This is a genomic window from Actinophytocola sp. (genome assembly GCF_035634895.1).
Lineage (GTDB): Bacteria > Actinomycetota > Actinomycetes > Mycobacteriales > Pseudonocardiaceae > Actinophytocola.
Genome location: NZ_DASQCC010000004.1, coordinates 35,412 through 50,354 on the forward strand (window position 1 = coordinate 35,412; position 14,943 = coordinate 50,354).

Below are 14,943 nucleotides of genomic sequence, written 5' to 3' on the forward strand. Positions count from 1 at the left end.
TCTACGGTCAGCGCGTTCCCAGCCCTGACAGTGGAGGCCACGCGTGTCCTCAGCCGACGAACCCCGGCTCCTGCCGTTGCTCACCACCAACCCGCACGGCGGCCGGTCCTCGATCACCTGCCTCTACCGCTGTGGCAACGCATGCGCGCACGAGGCGCCGAACACCTCGGACAACCGGTACTTCGGTGACGTCGTGGCGGAGGTCGTCAGCCGCCGCGGGGTGCTCAGGGCCGGCGCCGTGATCGCGGTGGCCGGTGTGGGTATGGCCGCCACCGGCGCCGGCACCGCCGCCGCGGCGCCGGCGCCGGGCAGGCATGGTGGCGCCACCGGCCTCGACTTCGAGCCGGTCGCGCCCAACGACCTCGACGCGGTCGTCACCCCGCCCGGCTACGACCAGGGCGTGGTGATCCGATGGGGCGACCCGGTCGTGCCGGGCGCGCCGCGGTTCGACTTCGCGAACCAGACCGCCGCGGCGCAGGCCGGGCAGTTCGGGTTCAACAACGACTTCTGCGGGCTGGTCGAGATCCCCGGCTGCCGCGACCGGTGGCTCATGGTGTCCAACCACGAGTACACGACCGAGTCGGCCATGTTCCACGGCTACGACGCCGACAACCCGACCCGTGCGCAGGCCGAGATCGCGTGGGCCGCGCACGGCCTCTCCGTCGTCGCGGTGGAGAAGAGCCGCCACGGCGGCGTGGCGGTGGCGCCGGACCGGCACTACAACCGGCGCATCACGCTGACCACGCCGTTCGTCGTGCGGGGCCCGGCCGCGGGGTCGAAGTACCTGAGGGCCTCGGCCGACCCGACCGGCCGCAGGATCCTCGGCACGCAGAACAACTGTTCCGGCGGCGTCACGCCGTGGGGCACGATCCTGTCCGGCGAGGAGAACTTCAACCAGTACCTGGCGAACGCGGACCTGGTGACCGACCCGGTCGCCAGGGCCCGCAACGCCCGCTACGGCATCGCCGGCCTCGCCTCGCAGCGCAAGTGGGAGAGGTTCGACGAGCGCTTCGACCTCGCGCGGGAACCCAACGAGGCCAACCGCTTCGGCTGGATCGTCGAGATCGACCCGCTCGACCCGCACTCGTCGCCGGTGAAGCACACCGCGCTCGGCCGGTTCAAGCACGAGGGCGCGAACGTCATCCTCTCCCGCCAGGGCCACGCGGTCGCGTACATGGGTGACGACGAGCGCTTCGACTACCTGTACAAGTTCGTCTCCGACGGCAGGTTCAAGCCGGGCGGCAGCCGCTTCGCCCGCGAGCACAACAAGAAGCTGCTCGACACCGGCACGCTGTACGTCGCGCGGTTCACCGGCGACAGCCCCGCGACGGAGATCGACGGCACGGGCACGCTCCCCGCCGACGGCGAGTTCGACGGCTCCGGCGAGTGGATCCCGTTGGCGCACAACGACACCTCGTTCGTGCCGGGCTTCACCGCCGAGGAGGTGTACGTCTTCACCCGGCTCGCCGCGGACACCGTCGGCGCGACGAAGATGGACCGTCCCGAGGACGTCGAGCCGAGCCCGCGCAACGGCCGTGTCTACGCCGCGCTCACCAACAACACCGACCGCGGCAAGCCGGGCAAGGAAGGCGCGACGGAGATCGCCCCACGCCTGAACAACAAGCACGGCCACGTCCTGGAGCTCGCCGAGCACCGCGGCGACCACACGGGCACCCGGTTCGCCTGGCAGCTCCTGCTCGTGTGCGGCGACCCCGCGTCACCGGACACGTACTTCGCCGGCTACGACAAGTCGCGGGTCAGCCCGATCTCCTGTCCGGACAACGTCGCGTTCGACAGTGCGGGCAACCTGTGGATCTCCACGGACGGCAACGCGCTGTCCCACAACGACGGCCTGTTCGCGGTGCCGGTCGAGGGCCGCGAACGCGGGCACGTCAAGCAGTTCCTCACCGTGCCGCACGGGGCGGAGACCTGCGGCCCGGTCGTGACGGACGACTTCGTGCTGGTGTCGGTGCAGCATCCCGGTGAGCTGGCGGGTTCCAGCGCCGACAACCCGCTGTCGCACTGGCCGGACGGCGGCACCTCGCAGCCCCGCCCGTCGGTGGTCGCGGTGTGGCGGAAGAGGCGCTGAGCGGAGCTCGCCGGCGCGGGTTGTCTAGGTTGGGGGCATGACGGACCGGCCGCTTGCCCTGATCACCGGCGCGTCCCGAGGCATCGGCAAGGCGGTCGCCGAGGCCCTCCGTGACACGCACGACCTGCTGCTCGGCGGCCGTGACGAGAAGGCGCTCTCGTCGCTGGCCGCCGGGCTGCCGTCGGCGCGTCCCTGGGTGGCGGAGCTGACCGACCAGGCCGCCGTCACCGCCGCGACGGCCGGCATCGACCGGCTGGACGTGCTGGTGCACTCGGCCGGCGTCTCCCGCCTCGGCGCGCTGGCCGACCTGACCACCGACGTCTGGCGCGACTCGTACGAGCTGAACGTGGTGGCGGTGGCGGAGCTGACCCGGCTCCTGCTGCCGGCGCTGCGGTCGGCCGCCGGCCACGTGGTCCTGGTCAACTCCGGTCAGGGCCTGCACGTGAACCCGAACTGGGGTGCGTACGCGGCGAGCAAGTTCGCGCTGCGTGCGTACGGCGACGCGCTACGCGGCGAGGAGGAGCGGAACGGACTTCGCGTCACCACGGTGTTCCCCGGGCGCACCGCGACGGACATGCAGAAGGACGTGCGTGCTTTCGAGGGCGGCGCCTACGAGCCGGACCGCTACATGCGCCCGGAGTCGGTCGCGGGCGTGGTGAAGGCCGCGATAGCGACCCCCCGCGACGCCCATGTCCACGAGATCGTGATCCGCCCGATGGCCCGGTAGCGTCAGGACTTCAGCCGGGCCGTCACCGTGCCGGCGACCGCCTGGACCTTCGCGCGGTCGACCTTCGTCGGCTCGCGGGCGGCGACCACCTGCTCGCCGCCCACCCAGACGTCCCGCACGTCGCGGGCCCCCGCGGCCCACACCAGGTTCGCCAGCAGGTGTTCGGCCGGCACCGACAGGCCGCCGGCGAACGCCTCGGACGACACGTCCACGTGCACGACATCCGCCCAGCGGCCCGGTTCCAGCACGCCGATGTCGTCACGGCCCAGCGCCGCCGCGCCGCCGCGGGTCGCCAGCAGCAGCACGTCCGCCGCCGTCAGCGCCGACGAGTCCATTGTGGACAGGCGGGCGAGCAGGCCGGCCAGGCGCATCTCCTCCCACAGGTCCAGGTCGTCGTTGCTCGCGGGCCCGTCGGTGCCCAGGCCGACCCGGACCCCCGCCGCCTGTAGCGCGGGCAACCGCGCGATGCCGGAGGCCAGCTTCGCGTTCGAGCCGGGGCAGTGGGCGACCGCCACGTCGTGGTCGGCGAACAACGCGATGTCCTCATCGGACAGATGGACCGAGTGCGCGGCCAGCACGCGCCCGTCCAACAGGCCGATCTTCGCCAGCAGCCGGGGCACCGACCCGTGCTCGATGCGCTGCACCGAGTCCTCGCCGAGCGACTCCGCGACATGCAGCAGCAGCAAGGCGTCCCGGGACCGGGCCGCCTCGGCGACGGTCGTCAGCTGCTCCGGGCTCAGCGTGTACGCCGAGTGCGGCCCGTAGGCGATCTCGATCCGGTCGTGCGGCCGCACCCCGTCGACGTCGATGCGGGCGCTCACCTCGTCCAGCTGCCTGCGCCAGTCGTGGCCCGGCGTGTCGACCACGGCCGGCCCGAGGACCATCCGCCCACCCGTGGCGAGCACGGCGCGAATCATGTGCTCCGGCTGGAAGTACTGCTCCACGCTCGTCGTGATCCCGTTGCGCAGCATCTCGACCGAGCCGAGCAGCATCCCCGCCTCGATGTCCGCCGGGGTCAGCAGCGACTCGGCCGGCCAGATGATCTCCGCGAGCCACCGCATCAGCGGCAGGTCGCCGCCCATCCCACGCAGCACGGTCATCGGGCTGTGCGCGTGTGTGTTGACCATCCCGGGCATCAGGATCCCGGGCAGCGACCGCAACGGCCCGGGATGCGCGGGCGCCGACGCGAACGGACCGACGTACCCCAGCCGGCCGGCGTCGTCGACGTCGACGACCGCGTCACGCAGCACGGCGCAGGTCTGGTCGCAGGGCAGAACGATCGGGGCATGCAGTCGCTCCATGCCGGCACCCTACAGAGGCGTGTCCTCCCAGTTCGTGAACGAGGGCCGCCCCTCACCGGTGCACGCGGGCAGGAAGCCGTCGACCGAGTGCTTGATCGTCACCTCGGCCGCGTCGAACGAGTGCAGCACCGCCCGGTTCAGCTCGACCACCACCCGGTCGCGCCACAGCGTGCGGTCGGACGTCGTGTCCAGCCCGAGCCGGTCTGCGACCAGCCTGGCCAGCCCGTACGCGTCGTCGTCGGCGAACACGTCCTCGCCGATCGCCTGGCAGATGTAGACGCCGTTGTAGGGCGCCGCGGGGTAGGTGATCCCGCCGATGCGCAGCCTGCGGTTGCTGATCACCGGCACCGCGTGCCAGCGCAGGCCCAGCGACGCGAACCACGGCAGCTCGGGATGCGCCAATGGCACCTCGCGCACGACCTCACGCGGCAGCGGGAAGACGCAGACACCCTCGGTCGGGGTCTGCACGACCAGCGGCAGTTGGTCGAACGCCGTCCGTCCGGCCCGCGCGCGCCAGCCCAGCCGGTACAGCGCACCGGTGAACTCCACGTACCGCCGGTCGCCGAGCACGCTGGCCGGCTCGGCGTACCCCGCGTACCGCACGAGCTGGTCGTTGTGGATCCGCGGGCCCGGCCGCTCCGGCGTGTCCGGCGCGAGCACGGTCACCATCGGCCGCACCGCGCCCGCGTTGGTCGACATCCACAGGTGCCGCACGCACTGCGCCGCGACGGCGGCCGCGTCGCGGACCCGCCTCAGGTCGCGCACGAGCAGCCCACGCCACGGCACGTCCGCCGGGCACCAGCCGCTGTCCCGCAGCGCGAGGCGGGCGCCGTAGGCCAGCTCGGCCGGCAGGTGCCGGTACGTGCCGGTGGCCGTGATCTCGTCGCGCACCGTCGCGAGCCGCGCCTTCACCTGCCCCGCCCTTGGTCTGGCGTGGTGGAAGGCGCGGATGAAGTCCTCGGCCTCGCCGTAGGTCGACTGCGTGGGCAAGCCTGTTCGCGGCGCCGAGCCGAGCGCGGCGTCGCGCTGAGCGGTCACGCCTGTGAATATCGGGCCCGGTCGGGCAGTACTGGATTACCTGGTGGGGTGGTGTGTCAAGGTCGAGCACTACTTTCTGTCAGCTTCAGTCCGGTTGTTTAGCCTTTGGCGGCACGCCGAGCACCGAATTCGGTCAGACGCGTTCGAAAATGAGGTCGCGGCTGACGCGCCCAACTTCCTCGGCCCGGCTCTCGAACTTGGTCAGCGGTCGCCACGGTGGCCGCGGCGCCCAGCCGTCCGGCTCGCCGGCGAAGCGGTTGCGCAGCAGTGGCTCGGCCGAGCACACCGCCAGCATGTGCTCGGCGTAGTGCTCCCAGTCCGTCGCGAGGTGCAGCGTCCCGCCGGGTACCAGCCGCGACGCCACCACCGACACCAGTGCCGGCTGCACCAGCCGGCGCTTGTGGTGCTTCTTCTTCGGCCACGGGTCCGGGTAGAAGATCCGGACGGCGGACAGCGACGACGGCGGCAGGTGGTCCTCCAGCAGCACGACCGCGTCGCCACGCATGACCCGCAGGTTCTTCAGCCCGCCCGTCTCCGCCCGCATCATGAGCTGCGCGAGCCCCGGCGGGTAGACGTCCACGGCCAGGTAGTTCACCTCGGGCTCGGCCTCCGCCAGCGCGGCCGTGGTCTCACCCATGCCCGGCCCGATCTCCAGCGTGACCGGCGCCGGCCGGCCGAACCAGTCGGCGAGGTCGAGCGGTCCGGCGGGCAGGTCACGGATGTTCCGCCCGAGCGATGGCCAGAGCCGCTCCCACGCACGCGTCTGCCCGACGGTCATCCGACCGCCACGGTTCACATAGCTGACCACAGTGCGTCGAGGTGCGTCCACGACGCAAGAGACTAGGGGGCGAGCGATTCCACCCGCGCGAGGTTCGCCCGCAGGTCCGGGAGGCCGGCCACCGCGACCGGCTCCGGTGACGCGTCACCGGCGTGCACGCGGATCACGTCGATCCAGCCGGCGTGGCGGTCGGTCAGCTTGAGCGTGGTCGGCACGCCCGGCTCGCTCAGCTTGCGTTCGGACGGCACGTACTCCCAGAAACCGGAGTCGCCGTCCATGGTCCATGGGACGTACACCCAGCCCGGCCGCGACGACAGCAGCTTCGACACCCGGTCCTCGACCGTGTAGCCCTCCAGGCGGGAGGCCAGCTTGCCGTCGGCGAGCGCACGCAGCCACCACGGCGCCGGCGCGGCGGGGTCCGCCTCGACGATGGCCCGGTAGAGGGCGAGCACCTGCTGTTCGGGTGCGCGGTGCAACCAGGAACGCCTGGTCTCCGCCGGCGAGGTCGCGTTCTCCCCGCCCCATTGCTCGATCGCCTGCGACCATTCAAGGCCCAGCAGCGGTTCGACCCGCAGTGCCTCGGACGGTTGGTGTGACGAGCGCCGTTGCTCCTCAGCCGCGGCCGCGGCATCAGTAGTTGGGCCGGTGTCAACCACCGTCACAAGTCCACCTCCAACGGACGCCCCTGTATTGAGTTAGGGCGCGGCTTGGGACTGCCTACTAACGATATGACCCCTAGTTCATACCGTCTGTCCGCTCGCTGTGGGACGAATCACGACAGCTTTACGTGGTATTAACCACGATGTGTGGTGTAGAACACCCAACCCCGACCTGTCTGCCAGATCGCTGTGTTGACCTTGATCGTTACCCGTTCGCGATCTTGGTGACGGAATGTCACCCGATTGGCAGAGCGGTACTTGTCGCGGCAAATATAAAAGGGACCCGAGCCACCCCCCGAAAGGTGACCCGGGTCCCTGCCCCCCAGTGCTGTGACGTGACAGCGGCTCCCCCGAGTCGCTACGCGTCCCGCTTGTTGGCGGTGAACAGCGCGATGACGAGCATCACGACCGCGAACCCGGCGAAGTAGGCCAGCGCGCCCCACGGACCGAGCCCGGCGGTGGCCGGGGGCGGGCCGTCCTGACCGCCCGTCATGTTCGACGGATCCGGGTCACCGGCGAGGAACATGTTGGCCATCTGGAACGGCATCCACTTCTGGATGTCCACGCCGACGCTCGGGATGAGCCCGACCAGGTTCTCCACGAGGAGGACGTAGATCAACGTCAGCGACACCGCGCCGGCGGAGTGCCGAATCAGGGTGCCGACCGCGACGGAAATCACGGCGGCCAGCCCGTAGACGAGACCGACGCCGGCGATCGCCCGCCACTCGAACGCGGTGTTGATGCTGAGGTCGGCGGACGGCTTGACCAGCATGCCGATCGCGGCGGCGCCGAATGCGACCACCTCGCCGACCAGCCCGGCGAACAGCGCGACGACCGTGGTCTTGGCCAGCAGTGTGCTCGTCCGGTTGGGGATGGCCTGGAAGGTGGCGCGGATCGTGCCGAAGCGGTACTCGGTGGTGATCGCCAGCGCGGCCATCACCATGACGATCATCAGGCCGAGGTTGACGCCGAACTGCGTCATGGCGAGGGTGACCGGCTGGTCCTTGACCGTGCCGGTGACCAGGGCCGCGAACCCGACGGTCACGACGATGGCGGCGAGGGTGCACCACAGCGGCGAGCGCGTGGTGAACAGCTTGATTCGTTCTACGGCGAGCAGAGTCATCGGTTCACTTCCCGGTGGGCGCGAGGTCGGCGGCCACCTCGTCGGTGGGGGACAGGGCCGCGTGGTACTCGACGGAGTCACCCGTCAGCTGGATGAAGGCCTCCTCCAGCGAGCCACGCTGCGGGCTCAGCTCGTGCAGCGTGATCCCGTTGGTAGCGGCCAGGTCGCCGATGTCCTCGATCTCCATCCCGGAGACGTACAGGCTCTCGCCCTCGTCACGCAGGCTCGCGCCCTTCTGGCCGAGCGCGGACCGCAGCTGCGGGAGCTGCGGGCTGCGCACCAGCACGCTCGACTCGGTCGCCTTGGCGACGAACTCCTCGGTGCTGCACTGCGCGATCAGCTTGCCGCGGCCGATGACCACCAGCTCCTGGGCGGTCAGCGCCATCTCCGACAGCAGGTGGCTGGACACGAAGACCGTGCGGCCCTCGTCCGCCAGCCGGTGCATGAACCGGCGGATCCAGAGGATGCCCTCCGGGTCCAGGCCGTTGACCGGCTCGTCGAACAGGAGGATCTCCGGGTCGCCGAGCAGTGCGGCGGCGATGCCGAGCCGCTGGCTCATGCCGAGCGAGAACCCGCCGGCGCGGCGGTTCGCCACGTCCGTGAGCCCGACCTGCTCGAGCACCTCGTCGACCCGCTTCGCCGGCAGCTTGTTGGACTTGGCGAGCCAGCGCAGGTGCGCGCGGGCGGAGCGGTTCGGGTGCACCCACTTGGCGTCCAGCAGGGCGCCGATCTTGCGGAGCGGCTGGTGCAGCTGGCGGTACTTCTGGCCGTCGATGTCGACGTGCCCGCCGGTCGGCGAGTCCAGTCCCAGGATCATCCGCATCGTGGTGGACTTCCCGGCGCCGTTCGGGCCGAGGAAGCCGGTGACCCGGCCCGGCTGGACGGTGAACGTCAGGTCGTCGACGGCTAACGTCTTTCCGTACCGCTTGCTGAGGCCGACTGCCTCAATCATGTCCGCTCCCTTGTAAGTCTGTGTGTCCCCGTCGAGGCAAATACTGGCGGTACCGAGGCACTCCGCACGTCCACCTGAGGTCCCCAGTTCAGGTCAACTTCTGGGAGTAGCGTCCATCAGCCAAAAGGTTGGCGTAATCCGTAACCACCCTGAGGGAACCCTGACTTATCGACCCTGAGAGATAGCTGAGGAACGGTTATGCCTCACCCGGCCGGACGAGGCCGGTCTCATACGCGAGGACGACGGCCTGGACGCGGTCCCGCAGGTCGAGCTTTGCCAGCACCCGGCCGACGTGGGTCTTCACCGTCGCCTCGGACAGGAAGAGCCGGTGCGCGATCTCGGTGTTCGACAGCCCCTGCGCGATGTGCAGCATGACCTCGCGCTCGCGGTCGGTCAGCACGTCGAGCATGGCCGCGTCCCGCAGCTCGCCGCCGGCCGAGCCGAGGAACCGGTCGAGCAGCCGGCGGGTGACGCTCGGCGAGACGACCGCGTCGCCGCTGGCCACCGAGCGCAGCGCGGCCACGAGCTGGACGGACGGCGTGTCCTTGAGCAGGAACCCGCTCGCGCCGTTGCGCAGCGCGGACAGCGCGTACTCGTCGAGGTCGAACGTGGTCATCACCAGGACCTTCGCGAGGCCCCGCCCGGTGATGATCTTGGTGGCCTCGACGCCGTCGAGCACGGGCATGCGCACGTCCATCAGCACGACGTCCGGCCGCAGCTCCTCGGCGAGCTGGACGGCCTCCTCGCCGTTGCCGGCCTCGCCGACGATCTCCATGTCCTCCTGCGCGCCGAGCACCATCCGGAACCCGACCCGCATAAGTTCCTGGTCGTCGACGAGCACCACCCTGATCACGTACGCCAAACTAGCGCCTCCACCTCTTGGTCTTCGTGTGAAGTCCGCCGAGCGGCACCGGAGCGGACCGGTGCCTCACGAGTTCCCGATGGGCAGCGTCGCGCGAACCTGCCAGCCGCCGACGGGTCGTGGGCCCGCCTCGAGTGTCCCGCCGAACACGAGTGCCCGCTCCCGCATGCCGATCAGCCCGTTGCCGCCGGACACGCCGACCAGCGCACCGCTGGCCCGTCGCCCGTTGTCCACGATGGACAGCTCGATCCGGTCGCCGGTCCGCTCGACCCGTACGACGGCCGAGCTGCCCGGTCCGGCGTGCTTGAGCGAGTTGGTGAGCGCCTCCTGCACGATCCGGTAGATGCCGAGGCCGACACCCGTGGACAGGTCGTCGACGTCGCCGACGATGTCGAGCTGGACCGGCAGGCCCACCGCGCGGACGCGTCCGGCCAGGTCGGAGAGGGACTGGGTGCCGGGCTGGGGCGTGCGCTCGCCGCCGTCGTTCTCCTCGCTGCGGAGCACGCCGAGCAGCCTGCGCAGCTCGGTGAGTGCCTCCCGCCCGGTGCTGGAGATGGTCTTGACGGCGCGCTCGGCGAGGTCGGGCTGGCCGCGCACGGCGTAGGCGGCGCCGTCGGCCTGCACGACCATCACGCTCACCGCATGCGCGACCACGTCGTGCAACTCCCGGGCGATCCTGGCCCGCTCCTCCGCGACCGCGATCCGCGCCTGCTGGTCCCGTTCGGTCTCCAGCAGCCGGAGCCGCCGCTCGACCTCGGCGTTGTAGGCGCGACGGGCGCCGTTGAACTCGCCGAGCGCCCAGGAGAACGCCATGGACAGGGCGAACAGGATCACGCCGATGACCCAGTCGTTGGGCCGTTGCAACGGCATCTGCACCACGGCGACGACCACGTTGACCGCGAGGTACAGCAACGCCGCCCTGCGGTTCACGTAGGCGACGAGCGTGTACAAGGCGATACACCCGGTGACCAGGCTCCCGATGCCGATCTCCAGCAACGAGTGCACGACCCCGACCGCGAGCGCCAGGTACGCGGCGGCGAGCGGGTACTTGCGCCGGAACACCACCGGCGCGACCATCCCGACGATCAGGGGCAACGTCACGAACCAGGGATGTGGCCGCGGGTTGGACGCCGGCTCGACCACCCTGGCGACGAACAGCAGCAGGTCGAACGCCGCGATGAGGGCAGCGATCAGCGTGTCCCCGAACATGGGATGCGCCTTCATCCACAGGCTGAACCGCCGCACGAGACCCAGCGTAGGCAGTTCCGGCGTGCGGCGACGTCCTGCCAGGGTCTGATCGGCAGTAGTCCTGAGGGCTGAACGGCCGTCGTGTGTGCCGCGTGGTCGGGATCGGCGGACCGCGCCCCGGCTGCCGGTCCGTCATGGCACGATCAGCGGTGCACGAACATGAGGGGGTGACATGACGACGGCGACCGCTCAGTCGCAGCCGGCCGGGCCGTTGTCTGCCGCGGTGGCGAACCTGTGCACGCGGCTGCAGCCGCAGGTCTCCGCACGCACCGCGGCGGGGTTTCGCGAGGTGCTCCGGCGGCTGTCCGCGCCGCTGCAGGTCGCGGTGGCCGGGCGCATCAAGTCGGGCAAGTCCACGCTGGTCAACGCGCTCATCGGGCGCCGGGTCGCGCCGACGGACGTGGGTGAGTGCACCCGGCTCGTCACCCGCTTCCAGTACGGCACGGTCGACCGCGTGGAGATCGTCTTCGAGGACGGCAGCAAGCAGGTGCTGCCCTTCTCCGCGGACGGCATGATCCCCAACGACCTCGAGGTCGACTTCGACAAGGTCTCCCACCTCGAGGCGTACCTGACCAACGCCGTGCTGCGCGACCTCACGGTCATCGACACCCCGGGCCTCGGCTCGCTGGACGCCGCCTCGGTCAGGCGTACCGAGCAGCTCCTCGGCGCGGCCAAGCACCGCAAGGACGACGCGGACGACGACGCCGATGAGGACGGCTCCGACGAGCTGGACGACACCTCACGCAACGCCGTCGCCGGCGCGGAGGCCGTGCTCTACGTCGTGACCCAGGGTGTCCGCGCCGACGACCAGCAGGCGCTCGCCGCGTTCACCGCCGCCACCGCGAGCCGTGAGGCGGGCCCGGTCAACGCGATCGCCGTGCTCAACAAGGCCGACACCATCGCCCCGGAGTCCGTCGCCGGCTCCGACGGGGACGTGTGGCGCGCCGCCAGCATGCTCGCCGAGAAGCAGGCGTCGACGCTCAAGCCCCGCGTCGCGGACGTCATCCCGGTCATCGGCCTGCTCGCCGAGTCCGCCGAGTCCGGCAACTTCACCTCCGCCGACGCCGACGCGCTCCGCTCGCTGTCCAAACTGGACGACGCGACCTGGGAGACCATGCTGATGTCCGCGGACATCTTCACCACCTGGGACTGCGAGGTGGCGGAGGCGACCAGGCTGCGCCTGCTGGAGAAGCTGGACCTGTACGGCATCCGCACCGCTGTCGGCGCGCTGCGCCGCGACCCCGAGCTGACCGCGGGCGCGCTGCGCAGGAGTCTCCTGACCGCCTCGGGACTGAGCGCCGTGCGCGGCAGGCTGGACGCGGTGTTCCGGGCCAGGGCCGACGGCATCAAGGCGGCGGCGGCACTCGCCTCGGTCACCGCGCTGGCCCACGCCTCCGGCGACCCCGGTGAGCGGCAACGGGTGCACGACGCCATCGAGGTGCTGCTGGCCAAGCCGGAGGCACACCAGCTGCGCCTGCTCGAGGCGCTCACACTCGTCACGTCCGGCGCGGTCGCCATGCCCGAGGACCTCGCCGAGGAGGTCCTCCGGGTCGGCAGCAGCGCCGACATCGGCGAACAGCTCGGCATGAAGGGCCGGCCCGCCAAGGAACTCTCGGCCTACGCCCTGGAACGGGCCGGGTGGTGGCGGTCGTTCGCCTCGTTCGGCGCGACGCCGGCCCAGAGCCGCGTCGCGCATGTCGTGCATCGTGCGTACTTCCTTATCTGGCAACAGCTTCGCGAACAGGCGGGGTGAGGCACATGGCATCGTGGTTCAAGCGCAAGGACGCCGGGGACCCGGACGAGTCGACCATCGAGGTGAAGGCCAGGGTGATCGCCGACGCGGTCCGTGCTGCGGAGCAGCCGCCGCCGCACCAGCAGGTCGGCCCGCAGGCCGGGATCGCCGCGGACGGCCTGGTGTCCGGTGGTGACTTCGCCGAGCCGGACGCGGTCCCGCCGACCGTCGAGGCGGTTGTCCTCGACCAGGCCATGGCCGAGCGGCGGTCGCTGGTGCAGCTGTGCCTGTACGCGTTGGACCGCGCCAAGAGCCCGGGCGTCGTCGAGCGTCTCGAGGAGGGCCTGGCCGGTGTCGGTGTGGCGGCGATCCGCCCCGACGGCGCCCGCTTCGACCCCGCGCTCCACGAGGCCGGCGGCACGGTCGCCACCACCGACGAGAACCTGGACGGCGTCGTCGCCGAGACCGAGGTCGTGGGCTTCAACGACCGCGGCGAGGTGCTCCGCGTCCCGATCGTGACGGTCTACAGCAAGGGTTCGTCGTGACCGCGCCGGCGGCGCAGCAGAAGCCGTCCCTGCCCCAGCAGGTGAAGGCGACCCGGGAGAAGCTGCTGACCCTGCTGAAGGACGTCAACCCCGACTCGGCCCGCTGGGTCGACGAGGTGCGTGCCAAGCGCAGGGGCAAGCCCTCCGCCGTCGTCGTCGGCGAGACCAACCGAGGCAAGAGCTCGCTCGTCAACGCGCTCATCGGCCAGCCGGGACTGTCCCCGGTGGACGCCGAGGTGGCCACCGCGACCTACCTCGTCTTCGGCCACGCCGAGGAGTGGGGGGCCCGCGCCTGCTACCCGGGCCAGCTCGCGCCCATCCCGATCGAGCTGGCCGAGCTGATCAACTGGGTCTCCGCCGCGCACGAGCTGCCCACCGGCCACCTGCCGCCGCGGTACGTCGAGATCGACGGGCCGGCCGACTTCCTGGACAAGGTGTCCATCGTGGACACCCCGGGCGTCGGCGGCCTCGACTCGATGCACGGCGAGCTGGCCAAGGAGGCCGCCGAGTCCGCGACCGCGCTGCTGTTCGTCGTGGACGCCTCCGCGCCGTTCACCACCGGTGAGCTGAACTTCCTCGCCACGGTCGGCGAGAGCGTCGAGACCGTCGTGTTCGCGCTGTCCAAGGTCGACCAGTACCGCGGCTGGCGGCAGGTCCTCGAAGCGAACCAGGCCCTGCTCGCCGAGCATGCGCCGCGCTTCGCGCAGGCCACGTTCCACCCGGTGTCGGCACGCATGTACGAGATGGCCGCCAAGGCGCCCACCCCGGATGCCGCGGCCATGCTGCGCGAGCGGTCCGGGGTCGACGAGGTGCGGACCGCGCTGACGAGCCTGCTCGCCGGCCGCTCGGCGATGCTCGGCGAGGCCAACACCATGCGGGCGTTGGCGACCGCGCTCGTCGAGCTGCAGATCCGGCTCGAGGCGGAGAAGCGGGCACTGTCCACCGGTGAGGACGAGGCCGAGAAGCTCCGTGCCCGCAAGGACGAGCTGACGAGCGAGCGCCGGTCGTCGACCAAGGGCTGGCAGGTGCGCATGCGCACCGAGATCCAGCGCACCCGGCTGGAGAACAACCACGAGGTCGGCCGGCAGATGCGCGACGTGCAGTCGTGGTTCCGCCAGGCCATCGACGCCGCCGACCGGGACAAGCTGCGTGAGCTGCCGCCCCAGGTGGACGCCGCGCTGCAGATGGTGTCGGGCCGGATCAGCCAGGGCGTCGCCTTCCGGCTGAACCAGGTGGCCGAGATCGTCCTCGGCGAGCTGTTCACGCCGGAGGAGCTCACCATGATCCGCGCGCAGTTCGCGCGGGCCGGGTCGCCGATCATCGTGCGTGGCGCGGACAAGCGGCCACCGACCACCGAGGACAAGCTGCTCGTCTTCATGGGCGTCACCGGCGGGTTCAGTGCCGGCAAGCTGGCGGTCGCGCCGCTGGCCGGCCTCGTCATCGCGCCGGTGCTGCTCGTGCCGACCATCGCCATCGCGCTCGGCGCCGGCTGGTGGCTGGCCAAGACCCGCAAGCACTCGGCGGACAAGCAGCACATGAAGCAGTGGCTCGGCGAGGCCATCGCCGACGCCCGTTCCACAGTGGACCAGCTGCTGGCCGAGCAGCTCATCGAGGCGGAGCAGCAGCTGTCCCTGTCGCTGGACGAGGCGCTCGGCAAGCGAATCGCGGGTATCGAAGAAGAGCTACGTGAGGTAGACAAGGCACTGCGCCTGGACACCGCCGAACGCACGAAGCGCCTCGCCGCGGTGGACAAGCGTCTGGCCGACGTCACCGGCGGCCGGGAGCGGGCCGAGAAGCTGCTGGCCAGCATCAGGTCGGTGCGCGACCGGGCGTGAAACTCCCGTCTGGATGAGGGAACCGACCAGGCCTACCGTCAGTCATACATGCCG

13 protein-coding genes are annotated in these 14,943 nt (G+C 70.9%); 5 read left to right on the forward strand and 8 right to left on the reverse strand.

Annotation, left to right across the window (positions count from 1 at the left end):
* Positions 1-43 precede the first annotated feature (43 nt).
* Both VET29_RS00880 and VET29_RS00885 read left to right on the forward strand, forming a co-directional pair.
* Positions 44-2,089: a PhoX family phosphatase gene (locus tag VET29_RS00880; RefSeq protein WP_324913279.1), complete on the forward strand. Its 2,046-nt coding sequence runs from the start codon at positions 44-46 to the stop codon at positions 2,087-2,089.
* Positions 2,090-2,126: 37 nt separating this feature from the next.
* Positions 2,127-2,816, forward strand: coding sequence for an SDR family oxidoreductase (locus VET29_RS00885; protein WP_324913281.1), 690 nt, complete (start codon positions 2,127-2,129; stop codon positions 2,814-2,816).
* A gap of 2 nt (positions 2,817-2,818) precedes the next feature.
* Here the strand turns inward: VET29_RS00885 and VET29_RS00890 are convergent, their stop codons facing one another.
* From VET29_RS00890 to VET29_RS00925, 8 genes are all read right to left on the reverse strand, one after another.
* Entirely contained in the window at positions 2,819-4,117 is a 1,299-nt protein-coding gene (locus tag VET29_RS00890) for an amidohydrolase (RefSeq protein WP_324913283.1), read from the reverse strand.
* Between the two features lie 9 nt (positions 4,118-4,126).
* Entirely contained in the window at positions 4,127-5,155 is a 1,029-nt protein-coding gene (locus VET29_RS00895) for a nitric oxide synthase oxygenase (RefSeq protein WP_324913285.1), read from the reverse strand.
* A 133-nt stretch (positions 5,156-5,288) separates the two neighbouring features.
* Complete coding sequence (gene trmB / locus VET29_RS00900; protein WP_324913326.1) at positions 5,289-5,933, reverse strand: tRNA (guanosine(46)-N7)-methyltransferase TrmB; 645 nt, start codon at positions 5,931-5,933, stop codon at positions 5,289-5,291.
* 62 nt (positions 5,934-5,995) lie between these two features.
* Positions 5,996-6,595 carry a hypothetical protein gene (locus VET29_RS00905; protein WP_324913287.1) on the reverse strand — a complete coding sequence of 200 codons (600 nt, stop codon included), beginning with the start codon at positions 6,593-6,595 and terminating at the stop codon, positions 5,996-5,998.
* A gap of 355 nt (positions 6,596-6,950) precedes the next feature.
* Entirely contained in the window at positions 6,951-7,715 is a 765-nt protein-coding gene (locus VET29_RS00910; protein ID WP_324913289.1) for an ABC transporter permease, read from the reverse strand.
* 4 nt (positions 7,716-7,719) lie between these two features.
* Positions 7,720-8,667: an ABC transporter ATP-binding protein gene (locus VET29_RS00915; protein ID WP_324913291.1), complete on the reverse strand. Its 948-nt coding sequence runs from the start codon at positions 8,665-8,667 to the stop codon at positions 7,720-7,722.
* 196 nt (positions 8,668-8,863) lie between these two features.
* A complete protein-coding gene (locus tag VET29_RS00920) occupies positions 8,864-9,520 on the reverse strand; it encodes a response regulator transcription factor (protein ID WP_324913293.1) in 657 nt (218 codons plus the stop codon).
* A 75-nt stretch (positions 9,521-9,595) separates the two neighbouring features.
* Positions 9,596-10,753 carry a sensor histidine kinase gene (locus VET29_RS00925; protein WP_422652964.1) on the reverse strand — a complete coding sequence of 386 codons (1,158 nt, stop codon included), beginning with the start codon at positions 10,751-10,753 and terminating at the stop codon, positions 9,596-9,598.
* A 196-nt stretch (positions 10,754-10,949) separates the two neighbouring features.
* Between VET29_RS00925 and VET29_RS00930 the strand changes: the two genes are divergently transcribed.
* Genes VET29_RS00930 through VET29_RS00940 form a run of 3 tightly spaced genes read left to right on the forward strand, consistent with a single transcriptional unit; the run spans position 10,950 to position 14,889 of the window.
* Positions 10,950-12,530 (forward strand): dynamin family protein, encoded by a 1,581-nt coding sequence (locus VET29_RS00930; RefSeq protein ID WP_324913295.1) that lies wholly within the window; start codon positions 10,950-10,952, stop codon positions 12,528-12,530.
* A 5-nt stretch (positions 12,531-12,535) separates the two neighbouring features.
* Positions 12,536-13,054, forward strand: a complete 519-nt coding sequence (gene grpE / locus VET29_RS00935) for a nucleotide exchange factor GrpE (RefSeq protein WP_324913297.1) — start codon at positions 12,536-12,538, stop codon at positions 13,052-13,054.
* Positions 13,051-14,889 (forward strand): dynamin family protein, encoded by a 1,839-nt coding sequence (locus VET29_RS00940; protein ID WP_324913298.1) that lies wholly within the window; start codon positions 13,051-13,053, stop codon positions 14,887-14,889. The genes grpE and VET29_RS00940 overlap by 4 nt, the downstream gene beginning before the upstream one ends.
* Positions 14,890-14,943 lie beyond the last annotated feature (54 nt).